Origin of the sequence: Paractinoplanes atraurantiacus (genome assembly GCF_900215205.1) — a bacterium.
In the GTDB taxonomy this organism is placed as follows: Bacteria; Actinomycetota; Actinomycetes; order Mycobacteriales; family Micromonosporaceae; genus Actinoplanes; species Actinoplanes atraurantiacus.
Map to the genome: position 1 here is coordinate 196,982 of NZ_OBDY01000010.1, position 26,587 is coordinate 223,568.

At 69.7% G+C, this 26,587-nt stretch carries 24 protein-coding genes; 14 read left to right on the plus strand and 10 right to left on the minus strand.

Annotation, left to right across the window (positions count from 1 at the left end; genetic code table 11):
* Positions 1-255 precede the first annotated feature (255 nt).
* On the minus strand, positions 256-1,209 hold the full coding sequence (locus tag CRP55_RS23595) for an MBL fold metallo-hydrolase (RefSeq protein ID WP_097322292.1): 954 nt from the start codon (positions 1,207-1,209) through the stop codon (positions 256-258).
* Positions 1,210-1,330: 121 nt separating this feature from the next.
* A complete protein-coding gene (locus CRP55_RS23600; protein WP_097322378.1) occupies positions 1,331-2,194 on the minus strand; it encodes a serine hydrolase in 864 nt (287 codons plus the stop codon).
* Between the two features lie 40 nt (positions 2,195-2,234).
* Between CRP55_RS23600 and CRP55_RS23605 the strand changes: the two genes are divergently transcribed.
* From CRP55_RS23605 to CRP55_RS23640, 8 genes are all read left to right on the plus strand, one after another.
* Positions 2,235-3,188, plus strand: coding sequence for a LysR family transcriptional regulator (locus CRP55_RS23605; protein ID WP_097322293.1), 954 nt, complete (start codon positions 2,235-2,237; stop codon positions 3,186-3,188).
* 56 nt (positions 3,189-3,244) lie between these two features.
* Positions 3,245-4,216: an NAD-dependent epimerase/dehydratase family protein gene (locus CRP55_RS23610; protein ID WP_097322294.1), complete on the plus strand. Its 972-nt coding sequence runs from the start codon at positions 3,245-3,247 to the stop codon at positions 4,214-4,216.
* A gap of 3 nt (positions 4,217-4,219) precedes the next feature.
* Positions 4,220-4,822 (plus strand): hypothetical protein, encoded by a 603-nt coding sequence (locus tag CRP55_RS23615; RefSeq protein WP_097322295.1) that lies wholly within the window; start codon positions 4,220-4,222, stop codon positions 4,820-4,822.
* A 25-nt stretch (positions 4,823-4,847) separates the two neighbouring features.
* Positions 4,848-5,345 (plus strand): riboflavin biosynthesis intermediates N-glycosidase, encoded by a 498-nt coding sequence (gene ybiA / locus CRP55_RS23620; protein WP_097322296.1) that lies wholly within the window; start codon positions 4,848-4,850, stop codon positions 5,343-5,345.
* A gap of 4 nt (positions 5,346-5,349) precedes the next feature.
* The gene (locus CRP55_RS23625; RefSeq protein ID WP_143234836.1) at positions 5,350-8,340 is read left to right on the plus strand and encodes an NACHT domain-containing protein; all 2,991 of its coding nucleotides are present in this window, start codon (positions 5,350-5,352) and stop codon (positions 8,338-8,340) included.
* Between the two features lie 106 nt (positions 8,341-8,446).
* Positions 8,447-9,187: a hypothetical protein gene (locus CRP55_RS23630; RefSeq protein ID WP_143234838.1), complete on the plus strand. Its 741-nt coding sequence runs from the start codon at positions 8,447-8,449 to the stop codon at positions 9,185-9,187.
* Between the two features lie 24 nt (positions 9,188-9,211).
* Positions 9,212-9,823: an NADPH-dependent FMN reductase gene (locus tag CRP55_RS23635; protein ID WP_097322299.1), complete on the plus strand. Its 612-nt coding sequence runs from the start codon at positions 9,212-9,214 to the stop codon at positions 9,821-9,823.
* 140 nt (positions 9,824-9,963) lie between these two features.
* The gene (locus CRP55_RS23640; RefSeq protein ID WP_097322300.1) at positions 9,964-11,157 is read left to right on the plus strand and encodes a protein kinase domain-containing protein; all 1,194 of its coding nucleotides are present in this window, start codon (positions 9,964-9,966) and stop codon (positions 11,155-11,157) included.
* Here the strand turns inward: CRP55_RS23640 and CRP55_RS23645 are convergent.
* A complete protein-coding gene (locus CRP55_RS23645) occupies positions 11,154-12,839 on the minus strand; it encodes an alpha-keto acid decarboxylase family protein (protein WP_179855309.1) in 1,686 nt (561 codons plus the stop codon). The genes CRP55_RS23640 and CRP55_RS23645 overlap by 4 nt on opposite strands.
* 103 nt (positions 12,840-12,942) lie before the next feature.
* Between CRP55_RS23645 and CRP55_RS23650 the strand changes: the two genes are divergently transcribed.
* Both CRP55_RS23650 and CRP55_RS23655 read left to right on the plus strand, forming a co-directional pair.
* The gene (locus tag CRP55_RS23650) at positions 12,943-13,425 is read left to right on the plus strand and encodes an Lrp/AsnC family transcriptional regulator (protein ID WP_097322379.1); all 483 of its coding nucleotides are present in this window, start codon (positions 12,943-12,945) and stop codon (positions 13,423-13,425) included.
* 309 nt (positions 13,426-13,734) lie between these two features.
* Positions 13,735-14,337 (plus strand): GNAT family N-acetyltransferase, encoded by a 603-nt coding sequence (locus tag CRP55_RS23655; RefSeq protein WP_245923324.1) that lies wholly within the window; start codon positions 13,735-13,737, stop codon positions 14,335-14,337.
* A gap of 23 nt (positions 14,338-14,360) precedes the next feature.
* Here the strand turns inward: CRP55_RS23655 and CRP55_RS23660 are convergent, their stop codons facing one another.
* From CRP55_RS23660 to CRP55_RS23670, 3 genes are all read right to left on the minus strand, one after another.
* Positions 14,361-14,975, minus strand: a complete 615-nt coding sequence (locus CRP55_RS23660) for a GNAT family N-acetyltransferase (RefSeq protein WP_097322303.1) — start codon at positions 14,973-14,975, stop codon at positions 14,361-14,363.
* Positions 14,976-15,007: 32 nt separating this feature from the next.
* Positions 15,008-16,546, minus strand: coding sequence for an APC family permease (locus CRP55_RS23665; protein WP_438865809.1), 1,539 nt, complete (start codon positions 16,544-16,546; stop codon positions 15,008-15,010).
* A gap of 62 nt (positions 16,547-16,608) precedes the next feature.
* Positions 16,609-17,247, minus strand: a complete 639-nt coding sequence (locus CRP55_RS23670; RefSeq protein ID WP_097322305.1) for a GOLPH3/VPS74 family protein — start codon at positions 17,245-17,247, stop codon at positions 16,609-16,611.
* A 229-nt stretch (positions 17,248-17,476) separates the two neighbouring features.
* Here CRP55_RS23670 and CRP55_RS23675 point away from each other — a divergent pair, with 229 nt between their 5' ends.
* From CRP55_RS23675 to CRP55_RS53200, 3 genes are all read left to right on the plus strand, one after another.
* Entirely contained in the window at positions 17,477-18,325 is an 849-nt protein-coding gene (locus tag CRP55_RS23675; RefSeq protein ID WP_097322380.1) for a helix-turn-helix domain-containing protein, read from the plus strand.
* 42 nt (positions 18,326-18,367) lie between these two features.
* Entirely contained in the window at positions 18,368-18,601 is a 234-nt protein-coding gene (locus CRP55_RS23680; RefSeq protein WP_245923337.1) for a DUF397 domain-containing protein, read from the plus strand.
* Positions 18,602-18,818: 217 nt separating this feature from the next.
* Complete coding sequence (locus tag CRP55_RS53200; protein WP_179855310.1) at positions 18,819-18,995, plus strand: hypothetical protein; 177 nt, start codon at positions 18,819-18,821, stop codon at positions 18,993-18,995.
* A 160-nt stretch (positions 18,996-19,155) separates the two neighbouring features.
* Here CRP55_RS53200 and CRP55_RS55730 read toward each other — a convergent pair whose 3' ends face one another.
* The 3 genes from CRP55_RS55730 to CRP55_RS23695 all read right to left on the minus strand — a co-directional run bounded on the left by CRP55_RS55730 (position 19,156) and on the right by CRP55_RS23695 (position 24,848).
* A complete protein-coding gene (locus CRP55_RS55730) occupies positions 19,156-22,275 on the minus strand; it encodes a CLIPPER-2 domain-containing protein (RefSeq protein WP_179855311.1) in 3,120 nt (1,039 codons plus the stop codon).
* A gap of 50 nt (positions 22,276-22,325) precedes the next feature.
* Positions 22,326-22,820, minus strand: a complete 495-nt coding sequence (locus tag CRP55_RS23690; protein ID WP_245923325.1) for a CAP domain-containing protein — start codon at positions 22,818-22,820, stop codon at positions 22,326-22,328.
* Positions 22,821-22,946: 126 nt separating this feature from the next.
* A complete protein-coding gene (locus tag CRP55_RS23695; protein WP_097322307.1) occupies positions 22,947-24,848 on the minus strand; it encodes a M4 family metallopeptidase in 1,902 nt (633 codons plus the stop codon).
* Positions 24,849-25,050: 202 nt separating this feature from the next.
* Here CRP55_RS23695 and CRP55_RS23700 point away from each other — a divergent pair, with 202 nt between their 5' ends.
* Entirely contained in the window at positions 25,051-25,980 is a 930-nt protein-coding gene (locus CRP55_RS23700) for a helix-turn-helix domain-containing protein (protein WP_097322308.1), read from the plus strand.
* Here the strand turns inward: CRP55_RS23700 and CRP55_RS23705 are convergent.
* Positions 25,960-26,526, minus strand: a complete 567-nt coding sequence (locus tag CRP55_RS23705; RefSeq protein ID WP_143234839.1) for a peptide deformylase — start codon at positions 26,524-26,526, stop codon at positions 25,960-25,962. The genes CRP55_RS23700 and CRP55_RS23705 overlap by 21 nt on opposite strands.
* Positions 26,527-26,587 lie beyond the last annotated feature (61 nt).

Below are 26,587 nucleotides of genomic sequence, written 5' to 3' on the forward strand. Positions count from 1 at the left end.
GGTGATCGGGTGTCCCGACCCCAGAGCCTTCCTGCGAGAACAGCCCCTCCAGGCGCAGCCGCTCCAGGCCCAGCGTCTGGTTGATCTCGCTCACCAGGCGGCGACAGGGCGCGAACCCGTCACAGGCCGCCGCGGCCTGCGCCTCCCAGCCGGGCCGCATCGTCTCGTCGCGCACGACCACCTCGGCATGACCCCTCCCGTTCCGTGTGCGCCAGATGGTGCCGGAGGGGTACGACAATTCCTCGGAACCCCGCGTCAGAACGTGTAGGGGGTCAGGTACTCCGGTAGCTGGATCCTGGTGCGGGGTGCTGTCCGGCGGACGGCGGTCACGAACGCGTCGAGACGGGCCCGGTCGGTGGGGGTGGTGGCCGGCGGGTTGGTCAGCGGAGTCTCGAAGTTGTCCCAGTGGACCGGCACGACGGTCGGCGGCCGGTTCAACGCGGTCAGCAGGCGTGGCACGTAGTCGTGGGTGACGTCGGTGGACGGCACCGCGATCATCGCGACGTCCGGGCTCAGGCCGCTGAGATTGCGCTCGGCGAAGTCGCTGGCGCCCATGAAGAACACCGACGGTCCGCCCTGGACGCTCACCTGATAGGTGAGCGTGTCGCCCTCGGGCAGGTCGGCGATGGTCGCCGGCCGGTCCGGCACCGCCGTGCGGACGCCGGGAAAGGCCAGCGAGTACGAGGCGTTGCGGCTGTGCAGCCCCGCGATCACCTCGACGGTGTGGTCGCCGAAGTCCAGCACCTCGCCGCCCTTGACCGGGCTCAGCTGTGCGGCCGGCAACCCCAGGGCCAGACCGAGGTGGTACGAGGTGAGCGTGCCGAATACTCGGGCGCCGGTCCGGCCGGCGATGTGCGGCACGTCGGTGAAGTGGTCCCAGTGGGTGTGGGTGACGAGGATCGTTTTCGGGCGGCCGGCGTGCCGGTCGACAGTGGCCGCGTCGACCCGCAGCGGGGTGGCCGGATCGAACGCCCCGGCGAACAGCCCGGTGCGGAAGCGGCTCAGATAGGGGTCGACGAGCACGGAGCTCCCGCCGATGTCGATGCGCCAGCCGGAGGTGCCCAGCCAGCGGAAGGTCGCGGCGGACGTCCGGCGCCGGGATGCTGTGGAGGCGGCGGAGGCGGCGGACGGGATCGTGGGCGCGGCGGCCGCGGCGGCCAGGGCGGCGGTGCCGAGCAACCGGCGCCGGCCGAGTCGTGGGTTGGTCATGGCGGGCAGACAATCACCGGCCGGTGCGCCCGGTCCAAGAGCATCCGGCCGCGTCGCCGATATCCGCGGGCGTATCAGCCGAGGCCGGGCGCGGCCGGCGCCGGCCGCGCCGAGGCGTGGATCACATCCGCCGGAGCTGCTCGACGGCGGCGTGGGCGGCCTCGCCCATCGCGAGGTCGACGTCGATCTGCCGGGTCGCCAACCGCGGGGTCCGGGCGAAGACCGCGATCGCGTACCGGCCGCCGTCGGGGTACTCCGCGACGCCGGCCTCGATGTGCAGACCGGGCAGGGTGCCCGTCTTGGCGGCGACACGGACCTCGGGCGGGAAGCCGGACGGCAGCCGGGTCCAGGCCATCTGCCGGGCCATCAGGTCGCGCACCATCGCGCACGCGGCGGCCGGGCCGGCCTCGTCCCGCCAGATCAGGCCGAGCAGCCGCGTGATCTCCCGTGGGGTGCTGGAGGTGGTGTGCTCGGGGTCGAAGACACGCAGCGACCGGATCCGCTCCTCGGGCAGGGCGGCGAAGACGCGGGCGAACTCGGCGGCGTCGCGGGCGCCGACATCGTCGAACATCGACTCCAGCACCTGCCGCGGGCCGCCGATCAGGCGTGTGCGGGTGAGACCCAGTTCCGCTGTGAGCAGAGGCAGGACGTCCGGTCCGATCCGGCGCAGGAGAAGGTCGGCCGCGGTGTTGTCGCTGACCGACATGGTGAAGTACGCCAAGTCGCGCAGCGACAGCTCCACATCGTCCGCGCATCCGGCCGTGCCCCAGCCGCCCAGCCGGTCGGCCGCGCGCACCAGGACCCTTTCCGTGGGATCGAGCTGCCCGGCCACGGCCTGCCGGGCGAACTCCAGAACCAGCAGGATCTTGAAGACGGACGCGATGACGACCTGCTCGTCCGGGCGCGCTCCGACGTCGTGACCGGTGTCGATGTCGACCACGTGGGCGTGGGCGCCGGCGCCCACCTTGTCGAAGATCGTCAGCACGCCGCCACGGTAATGGGCGCGGCCCACGTACCGTCGGGTCGTGGATCTTTCCCGGCACCTGCGTTACTTCCTCGTAGTGGCCGAGGAACTGCACTTCGGCCGGGCCGCCGAACTGCTCGGCATCGCCCAGCCTCCGCTGAGCCAGTCGATACAGAGGCTGGAGCGGGAGCTCGGGGTCGAGCTGTTCGACCGGTCCCGGCGCCAGGTCGGGCTCACCGCCGCCGGGCGGCTCCTGCGCGACGAGGCCCGCGCCCTGCTCGCCGCGGAGGGGCGACTTCGCGGCCTGATGCGGTCGGTGCGGGACGGCAGGCTCGGCACCCTGCGCGCCGGCGTGCCACCCGAGACACCCGCTCCGGTCCTCCAGGCACTGCTCCAGCACGTGGACCGCCGATTGGCGGGGCTCGATGTCGACCTGCGGGAACTGACCACCGCCGAGCAGGTGCGCCTGCTCGGCGAGGGCCACCTCGACGTGGGGCTGGTCCACCACCCGGTCGACGCGCCCGGCCTGCGGTTCGGCCCCACGGCCGGGGTGCGGCTGGGCGTGGTGCTACCCCGTGGCTCGCCGCTCGCCGCGACCGGCGAGCTCGCCCTGGCCGCCCTCGCCGGGAACGATCTGATCCTGCCTCCGCGCGCCGCCGCGCCGGGCTGGCACGACCATGTCCTGGAGGTGTGCCGCCGGCACGGCTTCAGTCCTCGGACGATCCGGCCCGCCCGCAATCCCGGGTTCCTGCTCGGGCTGGTGCTCGCCGGCCAGGGGGTCGCCTTCGAACCGGAGGATGCCGTCCGCCGCGAGCCGCGGGTGGCCTGGCGCCCGATCGCCGGTCATCCGCTGCGCCGGACGATCACCGCGGCCTGGCCGGCGCCGTCGCCGCATCCCGCGGCGGAGCGGTTCGCCCAGATCGCCGCCGAGACACTCGACGACGCCGCACCCGTCCCGATGGCCGTCCCGGCCGCGGACGCGGCGCGCCCCTGGAGCGTCGTTTTCGGGCAGTAGCCCGTGCCGGTGAGAACAGAGGTCGACAGGGGACGCCGCAGGCTTATGGTGACGTCATGAGGATCGTTGTCATCGGTGGCAGTGGGCATATCGGCACGTTCCTGGTTCCGCGGCTGGTGCGGGCGGGACATGACGTGGTCAACATCAGCCGGGGGCAGCGGAGCCGCTATGTGGACGACCCGGCCTGGGCTCAGGTGCGTCACGTGGCCGCTGACCGGGAGGGCGAGGACCGGGACGGCACCTTCGCCGATCGGGTCGTGGGGTTGCGGCCCGATGTGGTCGTCGATCTGATCTGCTTCACGCTCGAGTCGGCCACCGCGCTGGTCGAGCGGCTTCGGGGGGAGACCGGGCACCTGGTGCACTGCGGGTCGATCTGGCGATTCGGGCCCAGCCTCAAGATTCCGATCACCGAGGAGAACGGGGCACCCCCGATCGGTGAGTACGGGATCGGCAAGGCCGCCATCGCGAAAATGCTCCAGGAGGAGTCGCGCCGGGGCGGGCTGGTCACGACGTCGCTGCATCCGGGGCACATCGTGGGGCCGGGCTGGCATCCGGTGGGTCCGCTCGGCAACCTCGACCCCACCGTGTGGCGCAAGCTCTCCAACGGGGAGCCGCTGGAGATCCCCGGGATCGGCGCCGAGTTCATGCACCACGTCCACGCCGACGATGTGGCTCAGGCCTTCGAGGCCGCCGTCGCGCGGCGGGAGGCGGCGGCCGGCGAGGACTTCAACGTGGTCGCGCCGTCGGCCCTCAACGTTCGCGGCTTCGCCCAGATCGCCGCGTCGTGGTTCGGGCAGACGGCGGAGCTGCGCACCGTGACGTGGGAGGCGTTCCGCCGTACCACCGAAACCGAAGCCGCACAGGCGAGCTGGGAGCATCTGGTACGCAACCACTACTTCAGCATCGACAAGGCGCACGCGCTGCTCGGCTACGCGCCGCAGCACGAGCCCGAGGACGCGGTGCTGGAGTCGGTGCGCTGGCTGGTCGAGCACGGGCAGCTGGACGTCGCCGGCCCGCTCAAGATCTGACCCATGGACCGGGTGATCGATACGGATGACCGGCTCCTCGAACTGATGGCCTCGGTCATCGCCATCCTCACCGTGCCCGCCCCACGGGAGACCGACGCCCTCGCGGTGCCGATCGGCCAGGGCGAGGAGTGGCGCCTCAGCCATGCGATCCAGCTCTGGGAGACCTCACCGCACATCCGCCACCTGCTGATCGCCAACGGCAACCCGGCCGAGCGGACCTACACCGATCTCACCCCCGCCTACCTGCGGAGCCTGGGTCTCCGCCGCCTTGACGGGGTGCAGGTCCAGCCCGAGCCGGCCCCCAACACGGGCTTGCAGGCCACGTGGATCGCCACCCAGGCGTCCCGGCTGGAGATCGAGCATCTCGGGCTCGTGGTCACCCCGTACCACCTGCCCCGGGTCTTCCTGACCGTCCTGAAGGCCCTGCGAACCCCGGTGCGGCTCCACCCGGTGCCGGTGCCCGTGCCCCCGGGCGAGAAGATCCCGGAGACCGGCGCCACGTCGTACGACCTGGTACCCGGCGAGATGCTGCGCATCCTCGACTACGCCGGCCAGGGCTGGCTGGCCACCCCCGCCGAGCTGCGCGAATACTTGATGGCGCGGTAGCGGGCCGACCGGCACACTGCTGTCCATGCCGAAGTACCTGTTCTTCTGGGGGCACCAGCCCGAAGCCGACGGCCGGGCCGGGGCCGGGTGCCTCAGCCAGTGGTGGCCGTCGCCGTTCGAGGTGGACGGGGTGCGGTTCGCCACGGCCGAGCACTACATGATGTGGCGCAAGGCCGTGCTCTTCGGCGACGAGGACATGGCCGGGCAGATCCTGGCCGCCGAGCATCCGCACGCGGCGAAGAAGCTCGGTGGGCGCGTCGCCGGCTTCGAGCAGCAGACCTGGAACGACAACCGGCTGCCCATCGTCGTCGCCGGCAACGTGGCCAAGTTCGGCGCCCACGACGACCTGCGCGCCTTCCTGCTCACCACCGGCGACCGGGTCCTGGTCGAGGCTAGCCCGCTCGACCGAGTCTGGGGCATCGGCCTGAGCCGCGACGACCCGCGAGCCCAGGACCCGAAGCAGTGGCGCGGCCTCAACCTGCTCGGCATCGCCTTGATGCGGGTCCGTGAGGTCTTAGCCTGACAGCATGCCGAAGGGTCTGTCCTACCTCGACGCTTGTCGCATCCTTGGCGGTGATCGTGTCTCGGCGGCCGTTGTCCGCGGTCACAGCCGTCACAACCGCAATGAACGGCTCCAGGCCGCCCACGTGGTCCTGGTGTTCGAGGCCTTCGCCGGATGTCTCGGCCCCACTGCCGAGAGTGTCCTGGTGGAGCGTCTCGGCGACCTCCCCGTCCCCCTTCCGTCGGCCGAGCGCGGCTACGACCAGCTTCTGACCGCCCTCGGACGTTGGTTCGCGACCGCCACCGCCCGCGTCACCGACGACCTGAAGGACCTTTCGGCGGGTGAACAGATCACCGCCGACCTGCCGGACCGGGCTGTGACCCGTTACGACGAGGCGCACGAAACGTTTTCCGGGCAGATCCCCGAGTTCGCCATCGGAATCCCGGAGCCCGGATCGGGCGCCCGGGGCCTGGATCGTCTCGAATCCGCTCTGCGGCGTGCCACCTCGGGCCGCGACCCGAGTCGTCACCGTGCCGCTCTGGCCCGCGTCTATCGCGCCGAACTGGCCGAGCCCGTCCTCGGTGGCGACGTCGGTGACCTGGTGCTGCCCACACTGGGCGACGCTTATCTGGATCCGTTCTTCCGCGTCAAGGCGGCCGACCCGGCCGCCCGGCCCGCTGACGAGCATTGGTGGGACGACGACGTTCGGACCGACCTGGCCGAATTCCTGGCCGCGTACCTGACGACCACTCAGGCCACCGAGGCCCCGTTGCTGTTGCTGGGTCAGCCGGGTGCGGGCAAGTCGTCCCTCACCAAGATCCTCGCGGCCCGCCTGCCCGTCGCCGACTATCTCGTCGCCCGAGTCGCCCTCCGGGACGTGCCGGCCGAAGCCGAGATCCAGGATCAGATCGAGCAGGCGTTGCGCGCTGCCATCGGTGAGACAGTCTCCTGGGCCGATCTGACGAGCGCGGCGGACGGCGCCCTGCCGGTGATCCTGCTCGACGGGTTCGACGAGCTTCTTCAGGCGACCGGCCTGCACCAGTCGGACTATCTCCAGCGGGTGGCGCGCTTCCAGCAGCGTGAGGCGGCTCTCGGCCGGCCGGCCGCGGTCATGGTGACGAGCCGGCTGGCGGTCGCGGATCGGGCGAAGCTGCCGATGGGAGGCCTGGCCGTACGTCTGGAGCCGTTCAACGAGGACCAGATCGCCGGATGGGCGGAGGTCTGGAACGAATCCAACGCCGGCCGCCTGCCCCAGCCACTCGCCCTGGCCTCGCTCCTGCGATTTCGTCAGCTGGCCGAGCAGCCGCTGCTCCTGCTCATGCTGGCCCTCTACGAGGCCGCCGGCCACGCGTTGCGGGACACGAGGGCCGACTTCGACGACGGGCGGCTCTACGAGCGGCTCCTTTCCGAGTTCGCCGAGCGTGAGGTGCGGCGGGTGCATGACACCCGGCCTGGCGCCGAGTTGCCGGCGCTCGTCGAGGCTGAGCTGCAACGGCTCTCCGTGGTGGCGTTCGCCATGTTCCATCGGCTGCGGCTGTGGGTCACCGAGCGTGAGCTCGACGATGACCTGACAGGTCTCGGACTGGCGCCGTCCCGGTCGGCGCCGACCGAGATGTTCCGGACTCCGCTGAGTGCCGGCCAGGAGATGGTCGGCCGGTTCTTCTTCATCCAGAGATCGCATGCCATCCGCGACGACCATGTCCTTCAGACCTACGAGTTCCTGCATGCCACCTTCGGCGAATACCTCGTGGCGCGACTGGTCGTGCAGGCGGTTCGCGACACGGAAAGGCGTGAGTCCGCCGGCACGATGACGCTGCGGGTCGACGCGAACACCGGAGACGATCTGCTTCAGACCCTGCTCGGCTACACCCCGCTGAGCGCGCGACTCAACGTGTTGTCCTTCATCGAGGTCTTGATGAGACAACCGGACACCGGACGTCTCCGAGCCTGGCTCGTACGGCGGGCAAGCAGTGCCCTGACGCGACCGCAATACACACCGCGCAAGTACCAGCCCGTCGACAAGCGCATCGACCATTGGATGGCCACCTATTCGTTCAACCTTGTCCTGCTGATCCTGAAGTGTGGCGGAGAGTTGAGGGCGTCCGACCTCTTCACCGAGACCGATGATCCGGCCGACTGGCTGCAGGGCGCCGCTCTGCAATGGCGTGCGGCCGTCCCGTCCCGCATGTGGCTGGAGACCATGGCGATCCTGTCTGTCGGGCGGGAGTGGCACGGAGACCGCCGCGACATCGTTGTCTCGCCGTTGCCGGCCGCCCTCGGGGCGATGGCCGACCCCAACTGGTTCAACCGGCGGCCCCCGGCGGGCGACCATTCGGCCGGCGGCGCCTATGACAGCGAGTTCGAGCTCGTTCCGGCATTGAATTCGATGAGACTGAGCAACGATCTGGCCGATGACGCCCTGCTTCACGCCGTGACACCGTTGCTTCTGGGCCTCGCCGGATCGGTTTCGTCGTTCGTCGTTCAGGAGGAGAACCGGGTCGAGTCCGCCGGATTCAGCCTCACCGAACTGTGGATGGCATCGGCCCTCGACGCGCCGCGGGACGTCAAGATCAGCGCCTACCGTCGCGCGATCCGAGCGGCGCTGGGCAATTCCCAGGGCATGGCCGACAGCGCCGCCCTGCTCATGCACTCTCTCTATGTCGACACGACGCGGCTCGAACCCGCGGATGTGCTGCGTCTGATCAACGACATGTTGGTCGCGAAGGGGCTCGACTTCGAACGAGCCGCGACATTGGCCGTCCACTGCCTTCTCGCTCCCGGGATGGATTCCGGACCGGGCTGGCACAGCGTCCTCACCGATGTGCTCCTCTACGGCATCGACGTGCTGGAGGTACCGCTGCTGGCAGCCGCCTTGCACGCCGTACTGGACGACTCACCGGAGGAGGCGAACAGATTTCTGATCGACCAGCTCTCAGCGGTCGGCGACGGCGATCGCATTGTCGCGCTCGAGCGTTTTGATCCCGTACTCAAGGTGAAGTTGGCGCGCTACCGCTGAGCCGCGGCCGGGAGCGGTCGGGGTGCGAGTCGGTAGCTGTGCTCAGATCCCCATCGCGGGGGCCGAACCTGAGGGCCTCACGTAACGCCCCCGGAAGGAACCCCGCATGAAGCGCCGACTTGCTGCTGTCACGGCTGTTGCCACGATGACGGTGCTGTCGATGTCCGGTACGGCCATGGCCGCCGGCCACAAGGCCAAGCCGAAGGCGAAGCCGGCGGTGCAGGCCGCCAAGGACACGGATCGCGACGGGATGCCGGACGCGTACGAGAAGGCCAACGGGCTCAACGTCAAGAAGAAGGACGCCGGTGGGGACAAGGACGCGGACGGGCTGACCAACCTGGCCGAGTTCAAGGCCGGCACCAGCGCGGCCAAGGCCGACACCGACGGGGACACGCTGCCCGACGGCTACGAGGTCAGCAAGAAGCTCAACCCGAAGGGCAACGACGCCAAGTCGGACCCGGACGCGGACGGGCTCATCAACAAGACCGAGCGGATGCTGGGCCTCAACCCGCGCTCCGCCGACAGCGACGGCGACGGGGTCAAGGACGGCGACGAGGACGCCGACGGCGACGGGGTGGTCAACAGCAAGGATTCCAAGCCCAAGGTGTACGACCGTCCGGCCGCGGCCAAGGCGACGATCAAGACGTTCGACGCCGCGACCGGGGCGCTCGTCGTGGCGTACCCCAAAGGTCTGTCCCTGACGGTGACCGTGACCGAGGCGACCGAGATCGAGTGGCACGGGAAGTCCGCGGCCTGCGCCGAGCCGGCGACCGTGGCCGACCTGACGCCGGGCCGTGGTGTGCACGAGGCGTCGGCCGAGGAGATCAGCCTGATCTGCTCGGCGTAACCGAGAAGCTCTATCGTCTGCGGCATGACGCGCATCCTGCTGATCTCGGGCAGCACCCGCGATGAGTCCCTGCACAACGCCGCGCTGCGTACCGCCGCTCATCTCGCCCCGGAGGACATCAACGCCGGCCTGTTCGAGGGTCTGCGCGGACTGCCGGCGTTCGTGCCGGGCGAGCAGAGTCCGCACGACACCGTCGTCCTGCTGCGGCACCAGGTGCGCATCGCCGACGCGGTTCTGTTCAGCACGCCCGAGTACGCGGGGTCCATCCCCGGCAGTCTGAAGAACCTGCTCGACTGGCTGGTCGACGACAACCTGCTCGACGGCAAGCCGGCCGCGTGGCTCTCGGTGGCCCACGCGGGCGAGGACGACCTCGCCCGCGCCACCCTGGAGGCCGTGCTCACCCACGCCAACGCCAAGATCCTGCGGGCGGCCTGCATCCGCATCCCGATCGCGGCCGAGTCGGTCGACCGGCACGGTTTCGTCGCCGATCCGCTGCTGCACCAGGCCCTGCGGGACGCCCTGCAGGGCCTGGCCCGGGTGCTGGCGCTGAGCGAGAAGCCGGCGCGGCCGTCGTGGCAGACCTACTCGAGCGTCTTTCCCGTCATCGAGCGCCGCGACGGCCCGCTCACCTTCTAGTCCTTCTTACTTTTGGGGGAATCAAGTGACGGGCATTTGACCGTACGGGGTGTGAGCTCCCGGAGAACCTCCACCCTGGGGTGTCCCCATCGCCTTTCGCGAAGGCACACCATGCTTGTTTCACTTTTTCACGGTCCGGCATGAGCGATTTCGAGCGTGCCCATCCCCGGCAGGCCCTCGCCGACTTCGAGCTCGCGGCGAAGCTCGGCGAGTCGCCGGCGGCCGAGGTGTTCCGCGCCCGCAACCGCACGTTCGACATCGTGGTGGCCCTGAAGCGGTGGCGGCGGCCCTTCGCGCCGTCCGCCCAGCGGGCGTTCGACGAGACGTGCCGTCTGCACTACGAGCTGTCCGAACACCCGAACGTCGTGCGCCTGCTCTGGGCCGACCTGGCCGGCGACCCGCCGTGGCTGGCCACCGAGCTGCAGCCGGGGTCGCTGGCCGACCTGCTGCGGCGGGGGCCGGTCCCGCCGGCCCAGGCGTGGCGGATCGCGGTCGACGTGCTGCGGGCCCTGTCCGCGATTCATCATCGGCGGCGGCCGCACGGAGCGCTCAAACCGGCGAACGTCCTCGTGTCGGAGGGCCGGGCCATGCTCCGCGACCTGGCCCCGGCGACGTCGTCGGTGCCGGACGTGGGCTTCCCGGTGGCGGTGCCCGACATGCAGGCGATCGTCGCCCTGATCGGCGTGCTGTTCCCCGACCCGCCGCCGGCGTTGCGGGCCGTGCTGGCCCGGCCGCCGCGCACCGCCGACGCGTTCCTGACCGCGGTGGAGGGTGCGCGCGGGGAGGGCCGGGAGCCGTACGTCGAGAACGCCGGCCCTTTTCGGGCCGGCCCGGGGACGCAGCCCACCCGCACCGGCCCGGCCGTCACGGGAGGCCGCGCGGGCATGGCGGCCGGAGACCGAACGGGCCCGGCGGCCTCGTTGGATGGCCGGCTCAGACCGGGCGGCGCCCAGAACACCGGCGCCTACGGCGTGCCCCGCCCGGCCGAGCCGGGTGACCTCCCGGCGAACCTGCACACCCCGGCTCCGGCGTCGCGCCGCGAGAACGCGCGGAGCTATCCGGAAAAGCCGCCACAAACGGGCGGATCGCTCCCCGCGGGTATTTCCGGGCAGGCAGGTCCGGCGGGTGTGGCTTTCCCGGGGACGGCCGTTCAGCCGTTCCGGCGCCCGGAGCCGGTTCGGGCCGGGCGCCGGTGGCCGCGCGCGGTGGTCATCGCGGCCGGCGCGCTGGTGCTCGCGGCGGTCGTGGCCGTCGTCGTCGCGTACGGCCGGAGGAATGACTCGCCGGGCCCGGCGCCGCCGGTCGAGTCCGTCCCCAGCCTGATCCGCTCCTAGGACGCGCCCTTCGCGGCGGCCGTCGCGCGTTCGGCCAGGCGGCGCAGGAGCGGGGGAGTGTCGTACGCGTCCAGCTGCACCTCGATGAAGGCCAGCCGGTCCGGGTGATCGCCGGCCCCGCGCAGGGCCTTGTCCAGCTCGGTCGGCGTCGCCGCGTGGTGGTAGTCGGTCTCCGGGCCGGTCAGGCCGGCGACCAGGGCGCGCCAGTTCCACGGCGTCACGTCGTTGTAGACGGCCTGTGGGCTCTGCAGCGCCCGCTCGATCGTGTAGCCGCGGTTGTTGAGCAACAGGATCACCGGCCGGAGACCGGCGGCGGCGATCGTGCCGAGCTCCTGGATGGTCATCTGGGCGGCGCCGTCGCCGATCATCAGGACCGGGCGGCGGTCCGGCTCGGCCAGGCCCTGTCCGAGGACGGCGGGCAGGGCCCAGCCGATGGAGTTCCAGATCGGCTGGCCCACGAACGTCGTGCCGGCCGGCAGCCGCAGCGACAGCGCGCCCCAATAGGCCGTGCCGGTGTCCGCGATCAGCGCGGTGTGCTCGGGCAGCCATTCCTGCAGCGCCCGCCACAACCCTGCCTGCGTCAGCTCGTCGTCGTCCGGACCCGAATGAGGCGCGGACGCGGTCGGGGAAGCGCCAACGGTCGCGGCCGGGGAAGCGCCAACGGTCGCGGCTGGGGATGCGCCGAGGGCCGCGGCGACCGCTTCCACCGCGTCGGGGAACAGGACGTCCTCGAAGCGCTGCTCGCCTACGCCGGAGACCGTGGCCGACGTCCACACCGTGCGGTCGTCGATCGGGCGGGCCGAGAAGAATCCGGTCAGCTCGGCCGTCTGCACCGAGCCGAGGTGCAGCACCACGTCGGCCGCGTCGACCGCGGCGGCGGGGACCGGGTCGAGCATCGTGCCCGCGTAGTCGCCGAGATAGCCGGGCGTGCCCTCGTCGATCACGCCCTTCGCCGCCAGTTGGGTCACCATCGGCAGGCCGAGGCCCGCGATCCGCTCCCCGAGCCGGTAGCGCGCGGCGAGTTGACCGACGACCAGCACCGGACGCTCGGCCCGGGTCAGGAGCTCACGGACGGCCGCGCTGAATCCCCGTACAGCAATCGGGTCTGAAGTGATCTTCAGAGGCTCTCGCAGGGGCGCCGCCGGAATGTGGTGCAGCGCCAGGTCCTGCGGCACGCTCAGATAGGCCGGCTTGCGTTCGCGGCGCGCCGCCACGATGACCGCGTCGATCTGCTCGCCCGCGCGGTCCGCCGTCAGCACCTCGGTGGTCACGCTTATTTCGGCGTACGCCCGGTGGAAGTGCCCGAAATCGCCGTCGGCCAGCGTGTGGTGCACGAGCGCGCCGGCCGCGACCGTGCCGGTCCGCGGCGAGCCGACGATGTGCAGCACGGGCGCGTCTTCGGCCGCGCTGCCGGCCACCGCGTTGATCGCGCTCAGCTCGCCCACGCCGTACGTGGTGATCAGCGCGGCCAGGCCGCGCGTGCGGGCGTAGGCGTCGGCCGCGTATCCGGCTCCGAGCTCGTTGGGCGACCCGGTCCAGCGCAGGCCGGGCACCTCGGCCAGGCCGTCGAGCAGGTTGAGGTTGAAGTCGCCGGGCACGCCGAACAGGTGGGACACGCCGGCCTGCCGGAGCCGCTCGCCCAGGTAGGCGGCGACGGTCACCGTGGAGGCATAGTCGATCATGGGGGCGAGCCTGGTAGCTGTTGCGCATCCTGCACAATGTGATGTCTCCTGCTTGTGCGTTCTGCTCAGCTCAAGGGGCCGACACGGGGAAGGATTGCGCACCATGCGAATCTTGGACGGCACCGACGCGCGGATCCTGCTCGCCCTGGACGAGGACCCCGACGCCACCGTGGTGGCGCTGGCCGACCGCCTGAACATGTCTCGCAACACCGTGCAGGCCCGGCTGCGCCGCATGCGCGAGTCGGGCGCGCTCGGCGCCTACTCCCGGCGGCTCGACCCGGCCGCCCTGGGCTATCCGCTGATGGCTTTCATGACCCTGTCGCTGAGCCAGCGCGAGGGCGACCGGGCGGCCCAGCTGGTGGCCCGCATCCCCGAGGTGGTCGAGATCCTGGCCACCACCGGCGACGGCGATCTGCTGGTGCGGGTGGTGGCCCGGGACACGGCCGACCTCTACCGCATCACCAACCTGATCGTGGCGGCCCCGGGCGTTGTCCGGACCTCGACGTCGATCGTGCTCCACGAGGTGGCGCCGAGCAGTCTCGACGGCCTTCTGCTAACGGTGCGTAATGTGGACCGCGGCGCGTAGAGTGGGTCCCTGTGGCCGCTGATCTCTCATTCTGAAGATCAACGATCTATTGGCCGTGATGAATTGAAAAGCGTGATTCCTGAGCGGTAATCGGGGCCTGGACCAGGAGTAATGCGCAGCGTGCGTAGTACTCGAAGGCCATAACCGTCTGCTGGATCGAGGGCGATTTCGTGCCGGTGATTGCAACTTGCACACCAAAACGGGCACGGAGGGCATCCGGTAGATGAATTGGCACATTCAATCGGCGCACACGCATTGTCATGACGCGCTCACTCTTCGTACAGTGATGAGCACAGATCATCGATCAAGATGAGTGCGACAAGCGGGCCGACCTGGCGGCGGCCTGCGGGGGAGCCGAACATGCTTATCAAAGTCATCGACCAGATCACCGATGCAGAGCAGAACCAGGCAATGTGGACCATGTACACGGACGCCTTCGAGGAGTTGAACCACCTCGCGGTCCAGCGTCACCTGATGTACAAGTCGGAGTTCGACGAGGTAATGGCGGATCCGCGGGTCGGCAAGTATCTGGCCCTCGATGATGACGGCACGATGTGCGGCGTCGCCACCTACACCAACGATCTCAACGCGGTTCCGTTGATCGCTCCCCAGTACTTCGAACGGCATTGGCCAGAGCACTACGCGGCCCGGAAGATCTGGTACATCGGATTCGTCGCCGTGAGTCCGCATGCCCAGGGTCGTGAAGCCTTCTCCCAGCTGGTCGAGCAGATGTACCACATCGCCTCGGCCCAGAACGGGCTCGTGTGCTTGGACATCTGCAACCACAACGACGAGGTTCGCCGCATGTCCCGAGTATTCCGGATGATGGTCAGCCGGCTCTCGGACAACATGAAGTTCACCCGGATCGACCAGCAGTCGTACTGGCTCTACGAGTTTCCGGCAGCCGCGTAGTAACTCGGCAGGGGGCACCACTGTCAGTTCATAGGCATCCTCCACATGGACCACAGAGGTGGTCCGCCGGGAAGCTCGATGACTGACCGGATCCGGTATCCGTGCCGGAGGTAGAGGTCCCGGTTACGCGGGTCGTTCGCCTCCAGATACGCGGGAATGCCGGCCTCGTCGAGTCGGGCGTGATGGCGGTCGAGGAGCGCACTGCCGATCCCACGGCCCTGGTTCTCCGGATGGACGGCCAGGAAAGCCAGATAGTGGTGGGGATCGGTGGGATGGCGCGCCTCGATCGCCGCGTCCAATTCACAGTTTCGGTCGTACGCCGGGCCGGTCACCTCCTTCATGCGCTGCTCATAGTCGAGCGGCGGCGGAATTTCGGCGGTCAAGGGGAACCACAGCGCCACTCCGGAGACGCGGCCGGTGTCGTAGTCCGAGGTGGCGTACACCTCGCCGTACCGGACGGCGTGCTCGACGAAGATCTCGAAGTAGCGCGGGCTGTCGCGCCGGCGCACCTCGGCGTCCGGGTGCAGCCAGCGGGCCACCGGCCCGTCCCACATCGCCGCGGCGACGAGGCCGGTGATCTCCTCGACGTCCACGGGTGCGACGTCGCGGATCACCAGTTCCTGGATCGCGTAGGTCATGACTTCCTCTCGTGGGGGGCCGGTGGGGCTGTCTAGTAGGGGTATCCGCCGCGCGCGCCGACCGGGTCGGCGTGCAGCGCGCGCATGAGCTCCTGGGTCTCGGCGGCCACTGTGGACCGGCTGTCGGAGCCGCGGCCGATCGCCGCGTACACCTCGGGCCGGGCCGCCCGCATGATCAGGGCCCAGACGATGCCGACCAGGCCCACGGCCAGGTAGCAGACCGGGATGAGCCACTGGAACGGTGAATCCCCGGAGACTTGCAGTAGCTCGCCGAAGCCGATGCAGGTTGCCGCCAGCACGACCGTGAGCAGCAGGAACGCGAGTCCGGGGGCGAAGTAGGCGCGCCAGATGTTCTCCCCTCGCCGCTTGTGCACGAAGAACGCGATGACCGCGGCCGACGCGGCCCACATGAGGATGAGGACGCCGAGCCCGCCGATCGTCGTGAGCCACGCGAACACGTAGACCAGCGGGTCGGCGCCGGCCAGGGCGTACGCGCTGAGCACGATGATCGCCAGCACGCTCTGGGTGATGGAGCCGAGGAGCGGGGCGCCCGTCCGCGGGTGGGTGCGACCCCACGCCGCCGGCAGGACGCCCTCGCGGCCGAGGGCGAACTGATAGCGCGACACGGCGGCGTGGAAGGCCAGCAGAGCCGCGAAGACACTGGTCAGGAACAGGATGTAGCCGAGGTCGACCATGACCTTGGGCAGATGGGGCCCGACCAGTGTGAAGACGAGGTCGGTGCGGTGCTCGGCGGCCTTCGTGGCGATCTGGTCGGGGCCGGTGTTGACCGACATGGCCCAGGCCGAGACCGCGCAGAGGATGCCGGCCAGCAGCACGGCGATGTGGGTGGCCCGGGCGATCGTGCGCTTCGGGTCCTTCGCCTCCTCGGAGAGCACCACTGTCGCCTCGAAGCCGACGAAGCCGGCGATGGCCAGCACCAGCAGCACGCCGACGACCGGGGTGGCCAGCGGCGCCGGTGAGAACTGCGAGAAGGTGACCTCGCCGTTGGCCGGGTTGCTGACCATCACGAGGTCGTAGATGAGCACGATGCCGATCTCCAGCAGGAGCAGCACGGCGAGAACCCGGCCGCTCAGATCGACCCACAGAAGGCCGAGCACTGTCACGGCGGCCCAGGCGCCGACCGCGCAGGCGTACCAGGGAACCGAGAACCCCAGAGCCGCGAGGATGCCGGAGGCAGCCGACCCGAAGAGGCCGAAGAGGCCGATCTGCATGAGTGAGTAGGCCGGCAAGGCGACGAAAGCCGCCCCGACGCCGACCATCCGGCCTAAACCGTGACTGATGTACGAGTAGAAGGCGCCCGTGTTCACGATATGCCGGCTCATGGCGACGAACCCGACGGTGAACAGCGACAGCAGCCCGGCCACCACCACGTACGCGATCGGGACGGCGGTGCTCCCGATGATCGCGTAGATCGTGGTGATGGACCCGATGATCACGGTGAGCGGTGCGGCTCCCGCGACGCCGAAGAACACCACCGAGGGCGTGCCCAAACGGTTCTTGGCCAGCGCCTGTGTGACGATGTCCGGCTCTGCGGGTTTCGTACGCTCCATCAACATCCTCCCGGCCCAATGGTCGTGGTTGTGGGGCCGGAGGTGATGGCGCCCGACGCCGCTCACCGTCGGCCGACGGTCAGTACCGAGCCCACTGAGGTCTCGGTGATCTCGACGAGCTCCCGAAGGTCGCCCGGAAGCGACCCGACCGCACTCGGCAGCGAATGGAACGCGTGCCGGTGCATCTCGAAGTCGTAGAGCACGTGTCTGGTGAGGCCGGTGGCGGCCACCAGTCCGATGAGCACCCGGTCGCTGGTGCTCATGCCGATGCCGCGCACCAGCAGGTTGGCCAGCCGGGCCGGAGCCCAGGCGGCCGCGTTGCGCTGGGCCGCGGTGTTCGGCATGTACAAGGTCTCGGTGGAGAGCATGCGGCGACGGGTCACGGCCTCGACCGCGCCGAGGCGCGAGAGCCGCTCACCGACCCGGATCGCCGCGTCCTGCGACAGGAACGCCAGCCACACGCGGACATCCCGGTGTTGTGGTTGTGCGATGAGAAGGTCGAGGATGTCGTGTGCGAGCGCGTCCGTCGGAGGATGCCGGTCGAGGATGACCAGATCTCCGTCGGTGATGCCGATCCGTCCTTCGAGGACCAGCTCGCCGAGGAGAGCGGCGGCCAGGCCCAGGCCGGTCGCGCGTGGATGGAGACGGGACCGGCCGGTGCGGTCCTCGTGTGCGATCAGGAAATACTGGTCAGCCAACACGCCGCCACGCCCCTTAGACAACGTCTTGATGTGGTGTCGGTGTCCCTTTTGGTGGGATTACATCGAAGATCACTCTCTGTGCAGAAAGGTATGACTCGATGTGCTCCGCATCATGTACCCGACAGCAAGGTCATGACAAGAAGTACTAGACTTTTTGTGGAGTCCTCCTTGTTTGGATCATCAGCACGGCGGTCGTACTATCGGCATCATCAGGACCGAGGGAGTCCAGGTGTCCGTTGATGAAGGACCCACGCTGCGCCGCCGTCGTCTGGGCGCGGAGCTGAAACGGTGCCGCGAGGCCGCCGGATTGACGCAGGAAAATGTGTCGCGTCATTTCGAGTGGCACGCCGCCAAGGTGACGCGCATCGAGACCGCGCGCGTCGCCGTGACCCCGCGCGACGTGAAAGACCTGCTGACGCTCTACGGCGTCGGCGATCAGGAGTACCGCGACGCGATGGTCGAGCTGGCCCGCCTCTCGCGCGAGCGCACCTGGTGGACGGACTACCGCGACATCATGCGCCCCGGAAACTTCGTCGGCCTGGAGGCGGCCGCCGCCTCGATGCGCTGCTGGGAGCCGGTGCTGGTGCCCGGGCTGCTGCAGACGGAGTCGTACATGCGCTCGCTGATGGAGGCCGGCCGCACCAACGACACCCCGGCCCACATCGATCGACGGGTGAAACTGCGCCTGACCCGGCAGGCCCGGCTGCGGGCCGACCGGCCGCTCGAGCTGGAAGTCGTCATCGACGAGTCGGTCGTCCGCCGCGTGGTCGGCGGCCCCCGCGTCATGAATGAGCAGCTTCGACACCTTATCGAGGCCGCTCAATTACCGAATGTGACGTTGAGGATTCTCCCGTTCCACGCCGGCGAACACACGTTCCTCGGCGGGTCAGCGGCCCTTTTGGAGTTTCGGGAGACCACCCATTTGGATGTTGTCTATCTTGAAGGTCTTGCGGGAGACTACTACGAAGAGCAACCATCCGAGGTTGCCCGTTACCGGCAAGAGTTCGAGCGATTGAGCGCTATGGCGCTCGACCATCGCATGACCATCAAGATGATCGAGAGCCTGCTCGTCGCGTAGGGCTCCCCGAGACAACCGCATATCCGAAGGGGGGTGCTTGAATTGCTCACGCACCAGCTCGCCGATGCCACCCTGCTTGCCGAGGCCACATGGCGCAAGGCCAGCCGTAGTAATGGCAACGGTGGCAACAACTGTGTCGAAGTCGCCTTCCTCGACACGGGCGTCGCCGTCCGGGACAGCAAGGACCGCTCCGGTCCTGCGCTCCTGTTCACCCAGGCGGAGTGGACCGCCTTTGTGGACTCCGCCAAGGAAGGCGAGTTCGACATCAATTCCTGAGGCTAGAGACTAACCATAGGCACGGACCGATGGGAAGTGCCTACGCAAAGTCAACTTCTCAGTAATGGGGCCCGCGGCTCCGCTCACCGGGAGTCGCGGCGCCCCTACTCTGCATAATTGCTATTTCGTTCCAGCAAACGCGAAGCTCCTTCGGGTGAATCCCCTCGTCGGATCCGCGACCCTCCCCCACGCTCGGCGTGGGCGTACCTTTGCCGGCGTGACTGATCTTGCGGGAATCCTCCTGTTCGCCGGCATTCCGCTCGCCGTCGTAGGCCTGATCTTCGGCCTCGTCTTCCTGACCAGCGCGAAGCCGAGCCGCGAGCCGATCACCAAGCCGGTCATGGACAAAGACGCCGAGAAGCCAGTCGACTCCGGCGAGCCGGCCACGGACTAGGACTCCGCGGGCCGAGGCCGTGCCCGCCTTGCCCGTGCCCGCCTTGCCCGTGCCCGCCTTGCCCGTGCCCGCCTTGCCCGTGCCCGCCTTGTCCGTCGGCTCGCCACGGCCGGGGTCTGGGGCATCAGCCAGAACCGATCAACTGATCGGCGAGACGTGCCTAGCCCTTTCCGGCCTTTCGAGGCCACCAGCGGCCGCGCAGTGAGGCCAGGACGATCAAGCCGCCTGCCAGTAGGGCCAGGCCGAAGATGGTGGCGGTGGCCAGAGGGCTGCCGCTGAACGGGACCGGGTCGGGGATGGGATCGGCCCAGTACTGCTCACGGGTGGGTACGACCGCCGGCGGTGGAGTGATGACGGTCGGGGTCGGGTTCGGGACCGAGGGGTCCGGGGTGGAAGGGCTGCCGAGCTGCGGGACCGCGCCCCGGGCGGGGACGGCGGTGGTGGCGGTCGGCGCGGGGGCGGCCGGAAGCATGGGGGTCTGCTGCCCGGGGGCCTGACGGGCGGGAGCCTGCTGCGCGGATCCGAGCCGGGCGGCGCCCTGCTGGCCGACGTTCTTTTGGGCGGCGCCCTGCTGGCTGACGTTCTGTTGGGCGGCGCTCTGCTGTGCGGCGCTCTGTTGGGCGGCGTTTTGTTGGGCGGCGCTCTGCGCGGCCGGTGTGTTGGGCAAGGGCTTTGCCTGGCTTTGGGCTTGGCCCCGGGGATGTTCGGTTCCCAGGCCGTTGGCCGGTGTCTCGCCGGCGCCGGCTGGAGGCCCGGTTTGTCCCTGTGCTTCGCCGCCGGCTGAAGGCCCGGTTTGTCCCTGCGTTCCAGTGCCGGCTGGGGGGTCGGATTGTCCCTGCGCGTTGCCGCCAGATGAGGGCTCGGGTTGACCTTGCGCTTGGCCTCTGGGGGGAAGGCCGGTCTGTCCCTGCGTTTCGTCGCCGGACGAAGGCGCGGCTCCTCCCTGCGCTTCGCCGTTGGCTGGCGGGATGGTTTGACCTTGTGCTTCGCCGTTGGCTGGCGGGCTGGTTTGACCTTGTGCTTCGCCGTTGGCTGGCGGGCTGGTCTGACCCTGTGCTTCGCCGTTGGCTGAGGGGTGGGTCTGGTCTTGGGGACCGTTGTCGGCTGAGGGCTTGGTCGGGGAGGTGCCGGCGGACTGGGGGCGCGGTGTGGTGGTGAAAGGGCCGAAGGCGGTTGCGGTGGTTGCGCCGGGGGCGGTGCCGTAGGCGTAGGTGCGTTCCGTAAGAGCGGCGGGGTTGGTGGGCGTGCAGGTGGTGGAGGCGCCGGGAGGTAGAACGGTGCGGGTGCATGTGGCCCGGCCTGCGGTGGTGCTGGTGACTCGGACGTTGCTCAGGGTTTGGTTGCCGTTGTTACGGAGCAGGTAGGCGCCATCGAGCGAGGCCACGGTCAGTGACGGAACCGCGGTCACGATCGGTATGTCGGCGGTGATGGGGCCGAAGAAGAGAAGGTCGGGGGCGTACGCCTCGGCGGTGACGATGTTGGTGAGGGGGCCGGCGGCGTCCACGTCGTCCTGGGTGACCGTGTAGGGCGGAGCCTCGCACAGCATGGTGGCGGTGGGGGCCAGGAAAGTGGCGGGGCAGGTGGCGGGGCCGGAGAGCGTGTCGATGACCACGATGCGGTCCAGAGGATCGGTGCCGTTGTTGGTCAAGCGGTAGCGGAACGGGACCAGGGCGCCCACGTCGTACGGGCGGGGGGAGCGCGGGCGGTCCACGGTGACGGCCAGCGAAGAGCTGCTGGGAGCGGCCGTGATGGTGGCCTTCTTCTTCGTGCCGGTGGTGGAGACGGTCAGCGACAGCCGGCCGGCGGTCAAGGGGGTCGCGGTCAGTTCCAGGTGGGCGGTGGCGCCGGAGGCGAGGCCGGGCAGCGTCCAGGTGCCGTCGGTGTAGGTGCCCTGGTCGGGGGTGCCGGTAGTGATGGCCAGGCCGGGGGCGGGGTGGACACGGATGGTGGCCGGGGCCGTGGTGGGGGTGTCGTTGCGTACGGTCGCTTGGAAACTGGCTGTGCCGTTGGGCTCGACGGTGGGGGTGCTGGTGGTGACGGCGAGCGCGAGAGGGCGGGTGGCCGGGGGAGCGGCGCCGGGCTGCGCGGGATCGAAGCCGATCACGTTGTCGCCGGGGGTGAGCTCGTCGGTGGGGCTGGAGGCGGTCACCGTGATCTCGTCCGTGGACGACGCGGTGGATACGGCGGTGACGGTCATGGTGCGGGTCTCGCCGGGAGGCAGCGTGGGATAGGTGCACTCGGCGGTGGTGCTGGTCAGGGAGCAGGTGCCGCCGGGGGAGGAGGCGGAGACGGCGGTCGTGCCGTCGGGGAGGGCGGCGGTCACCTGGGCGGCGGTGGCGGGGCTGGGGCCTTTGTTGCCGGTGGTGATTTTGTACGTGGTGACGTCGCCGGGTGAGGTGGTGGCGTCGACGGTGAGGTCGGCGGCGGGGGCGATCTCGGTGCTGACCGTGTTCGAGGTCGAGGTCAGCTCGTCGTCAAGACCGGGGAGGGCCGCGAGGGACGTCGAGTAGCCGGCGGTCGCCCGGGTGCGGATCGTGGAGCCGGCGCTGGCGGGGGCTACCCGGACGTCGTACGAGAAGGTGTGGCTCTGCCCGGGGCGCAGGACGCCGACCGGCTGCGAGTGTGGACCGGACGTGATGGTCGTGGAGCGGGCCGGGTTTCCGCCCGCGTTGCGCGCCGTGACGGCGTACGTCAATCGGTCGTTGACCTTGGCCGTTGACGGCGACGCCGTGATGGTGGTGATCAGGCAGGCGGGGGTGCCGAAGGAGACGGCGTCGACCCCGGTGCGGCCGGAGGCGCGCAAGGCGAAACGCGTGGTGGTCTGGCCCTCGGGGACCGTGTAGACGCCGGCGTAGGTGGCCCAGGCGGCGCGGTCGCCGGTGATGTCGTCGCCCTGTTGGGCGAGAGGGGCCGTGGGGGCGCCGGCCAGGACGGTCAGCGTGCCGCCGCGATGGCGGAGCTCCCAATGCAGCCTCTGGCCGGGGACCGTGGTCAGGTCCTGGTGGATCGTGCCGGTGGTGAGCTCGGCGTGCTGGCCCTCGCCGGTGTGGCGGAGCAGCGTCCGGGCCGGCTGCCAGCCGGGGAGGTTCACGGCGGCGACCGAGCCGTCGGCGATCAGCGGGGACTCGAAGTCGCCGTTGCGGAGCGCGACGGGGGAGGCGCAGGTGCTCTGCGCGGCCTCCACCGGATGCTGGTCCAGTGGATCGGCGGCTCCGACGACGTACAGGACGGCGGCCATCATGATGACCGCCATCCACCGGGAAAACGCAGCCCAAGGCACATCAGCACGCTAACCGTGGGTTAGGTACCTTTCGGGCTGTATCGGCAAAATCAGACGCGGCCGAAGTCCTGCGTCCAGTACGGTGCGCCGCCCGACGTGTAGGCCACGCCCACCCCGACCGCGGTGTTCGCGCAGTTCAGGATGTTCTTGCGGTGGCCCGAGCTGTTCATCCAGCCGGTGACGACCTGCTGCGGGGTGCGGTAGCCCCAGGCGATGTTCTCGGCGGCGGCGCCGTTGCGCGGGTAGCCGGCGCGGACCTCGCGGGTGACGAAGTTGCTGCCGTCCGAGCCGGTGTGGCTGAAGAAGCTCTGCTTGACCATGTCGGTGCTGTGGGCACGGGCGGCGGCGGTCAGGCGGGCGTCGGTGCGCGACGCCTTGCAGCCGTGGGCGGTGCGCTGGGCGTTCGTGAGCTTGACGACCTCGGCCTCGTACGCGGCGGGTGTCGTCGGCGCGGCCGTGGCGGCCGCGAAAGCCGGAGCGCCGAACAGCGTGGGAACGGCGGCGAGGGCGGCGGTGACGACGGCGCGGCGGACGAAACGCTTCAAGAGGTGGCTCCTTCTGTCGATCGGGCTGTACGCCAGTCAGATCGGGGCCCGGGAACGCTGATGAAGCGGCGGAACCGGGAAGCAACCTGGGGCAACCCAGGTGCTCCCCGGCACCGTCAGAATCGGTCAGAGAGTCAAGGTCCAGGTGTTGATGTAGCCGGTGTCGGCCGAGTACACGTCCTGCGCCCGCAGCTTCCAGGCGCCGTTCGCGGCCTCGCTCGACAGGTTCTTCGTGTACGTGGTCACGATGTTGTCGGCGCTGTCGGTCGACGACGTGGCCTTCAGGGCGTAGACCGTGCCGTCCGGTGCGACCAGGTCGAGCTTCACGTCACCGCGGTAGGTGTGCACCACGTTGACCGCGATGGTCGAGGTCGCCGAGGCCGACCGGGCACAGTTGGCGATCGTGATCGTGCTGGTCACCGCGGCTCCGGCGTCGGGGATCGTGACGTCGGTGGCGTTGGTACCGCTGCAGCCGGTGGTCGGCGGCGGCGTGGTGGTGGGCGGCGGGGTGGTGCCGCCGCCGGTGCAGGTCGGGTCGGCCGACTGGGCCGGCACGCTGACGGCGTCCCACGCGGCCTTGACCGTGTTGAACTCGGTGCAGCTGTTCGGGAAGAGGTTCTTGGCCGCGGTCAGCGTCCAGGTGCGGTACTTCAGGTACGACGAGCTGGACGTCTTCATCAGCATCGCGTTGTACATGATCTTGATGGCGTTCTGGATGCCGAGGCCGGTGATCGTGCTGCTGTTGCAGGTGGTGCTGGCCGGCTGGCCGTTGCCGCTGGTGCCCTGGGCGAGCAGGTAGAACCAGTGGTTGCCGGGGCCGGCGGCCGCGTGCACCTCGTCGCCCGGCGTGCTGCTGGAGTAGCAGTTGTCATCGCCGGCCAGCGACGGGTTGTACATGTACCGGATCGGGCCGCTGCCGACCAGGTTGACCTCCTCGCCGACCTGGTAGTCGGGGGCGTCGTTGGGGTTGTTGATGTACCACTCGGTGGCCGCGCCGAGGGTGTCGGCCACGAACTCCTGGGTGTTGCCGCGCGAGATGCCGCCCGGCGTGTAGTCGTCGATGCCGTGGCCCAGCTCGTGGCCGACCACGTCGGCCGAGGAGATCCACTGGCCGGCGGTGTTCTTGCCGATCTGGATCTGCGTGCCGTCGTAGTACGCGTTCTGGTCGTTCAGGCCGACGCGGATCGGCCAGGCGCCGCCGCTGCCGTTCTGGCCGTTACGGCCCAGCCACGCCGAGAGCATCGCGTACTGCTTCTGCGCCACGTAGAAGGCGTCGACGCAGCCGGTCTCCTTGTTGGTGCCGGTGCCGTTGCCCCAGACGTTGTCGCTGCCGCTGAAGGTGGTGTTGTTCGCGGCGTCCTGGCAGCGGATCGTGGTGTGGCTCGGGTCCTGGAGCGTGTAGGTCGAGCCGGACTGGGTGGTGTCCAGCGTGACCGAGCCGTTGATCCAGCCCGTTCCGGTGCCGGAGACGTCGGTGACGTGCTCGTACTCGCGCAGCACGGCCCCCGAGGCCGCGTCCACGTCGACGGTCAGCCGGCTCGGGCCCTCGGCGCTGGTGCCCTTGACCGTGGTCTCCCAGGCCAGCTTGCCCGGCTTGCCGTCGAGGGCGACCACGACGAGTTTCGTGCCCTCGACCTCGGTGACGGTCTTGAGCTGCTCCTTGGCGACGCCGGCGGCGGCCGTGTCGGTCAGCTGCGGCACGGTCGAGATCTGGCCGATCGGCTGGGTCATGGCCACCGACGTGTACTTGGTGGCGCCGGCCGAGTCGGTCACGACGACGAAGTCGCCGCCGATCACCGGGAAGCCGTTGTAGGTGCGGTCGTACGAGACGTAGTGGTAGCCGGCCGACGTGTACACCTGGCGGCGCTGGAAGGTCTCGGCCGGGCTGGCGGCCAGGACCGCGGGGCGGGACGCGACGAGCGCGTCGGCCTTGGCCGCGGCCGACTGCGGATCCTGTGGGACGGCGGTGGCCGGCTGGGCGACGGCGACCATGGCGGTGGCGGCCAGGGTTCCGGCGGCCGCCGCCATGATCAGGGGGGTTCGACGTTTCACGCGCGTACTCCTTCAGAGACGACTTGCTGAAGGACGCTAGGCATCGACGGTCGTCACCGAATCAGGGAAAACCCTTGCGCCGGTCATTCAACAATTTCTTTCGGTGACGGCCTGAGCGCTGGCAGTGACTGTCGCGGTGGGGCATCATGACCGGACAGCGTCCCGTCAGGAGTGTGTGATGACCTCACAACTCGAGTTCGCGGCCCGGTCCGCGTTCGCACAGGTGCTGAACGCCTGGCGTACGCGCAGGGGCCTCTCCAAGAAGCAGCTCGCCGCGTCGATGGGCTACCACCCGTCGTACATCAGCCACGTGGAGAGCCTGCGTCACCACCCGACGTTCGAGTTCGCCTGCCGCGCCGAAGCGGTCCTGGCGAGCGGGAACGAGATCATCGAGGCGTACACGGGCTGCCTACCGACCGGCGCGCTCGAGCCGGCCGCCCGCTCCGGCTACGAGCCGAGCCCGATGCTGCCGGCCACGATCGTCATCGAGGACGAGCTGGCCACCCTCACCTACACCGACGACTGGTACGTGTGCCGGGTCGAGCGGCTGGTCCGCAACGTCGGCGACCGCCCGGTCACCACCTGCCCGGTCCGCATCGACGTCGACCGCTTCCCGGATCAGCCGGGCGTCTCCCGGCAGCTCTACCAGGAGAGACCGCTCCGTCTGGCCGATCTCGACTTCGCCGCCGCGGCGGGCGAGGAGCTGATGGACGTACGCGTCACGCGCACCAGCGACGCCTATCTGAAACTGGCCCTCGTGTTCGGCAACGCGCGCGCCCGGTTCCCGCTCTACCCCGGCGAGCAGACCCGCGTGGCCTATTCGTACCGGGTGCCGGCCAGCCAGTACGGCCAGTGGTTCCAGCGAGAGGTCCGCTTCCCGACCCGGGCGCTGACCGTGTCGCTGCGGCTGCCGGAGTCGCTCGGGGCCGAGGTCGGCGCCGAGGTGCTGTCGTACGCGGGCATCAAGTCGTACACGCCGACCGTGGCCCACGCCGACGACGGCACGGTGCTGCACACGATGCGGATGCGGGAACTGCTGCTGACCAGCCAGGTGCGGCTGCGCTGGCGGTTCGCGGCGCCCAGGGTGTCAGCCCCACGGGCGGCCTGAGCCGCGGTACTGCGACAGCGGGATGACCTCGTCGCCGGCCGGCATCCGGTCGGTGTAGAAACGGCCCTCCAGATGGTCGATCTCGTGGCAGACGTGGCGGGCCAGCCCGCCCGTGAACCGCGTGATGACCAGGCCGCCGTCGAGGCGCCGATGCTCGACCTCGACCCTGAGCGGGCGGTCGACCCGGCCGCGCACGTCGAAGAAGCTCATGCAGCCCTCGTACTGCACGTCGCGGCGCCGCGACTCGTCGACGATACGGGGGTTGAGCAGCACGATCTCGCTGCCGCCGGGGTCGGCCGGGCGGATCACGGCGGCGGCGAGGTCGATGCCGATCTGCGGGGCGGCCAGGCCCATGCCCTTGGCGAAGACGTGGGCCCGGGCGACGCGGTCCATCGCGGCGAGGACCCGGTCGATGACATGGCGGGCCTGTGCGGCGTCGCGGGGCAGATCGAAGGGACGGGCCGGCGTACGCAGGGCGGGATCGTCACGCTGGAGGATGCCGATCGCTGCCATCCGGTGGGCTGGGGTGAGTTCTTTGGAAACCACGAGAACCCCTCGGTTTTGGTTGGCTCAGCCCCATTGATACATGGGGAGAACCTGAAAACCG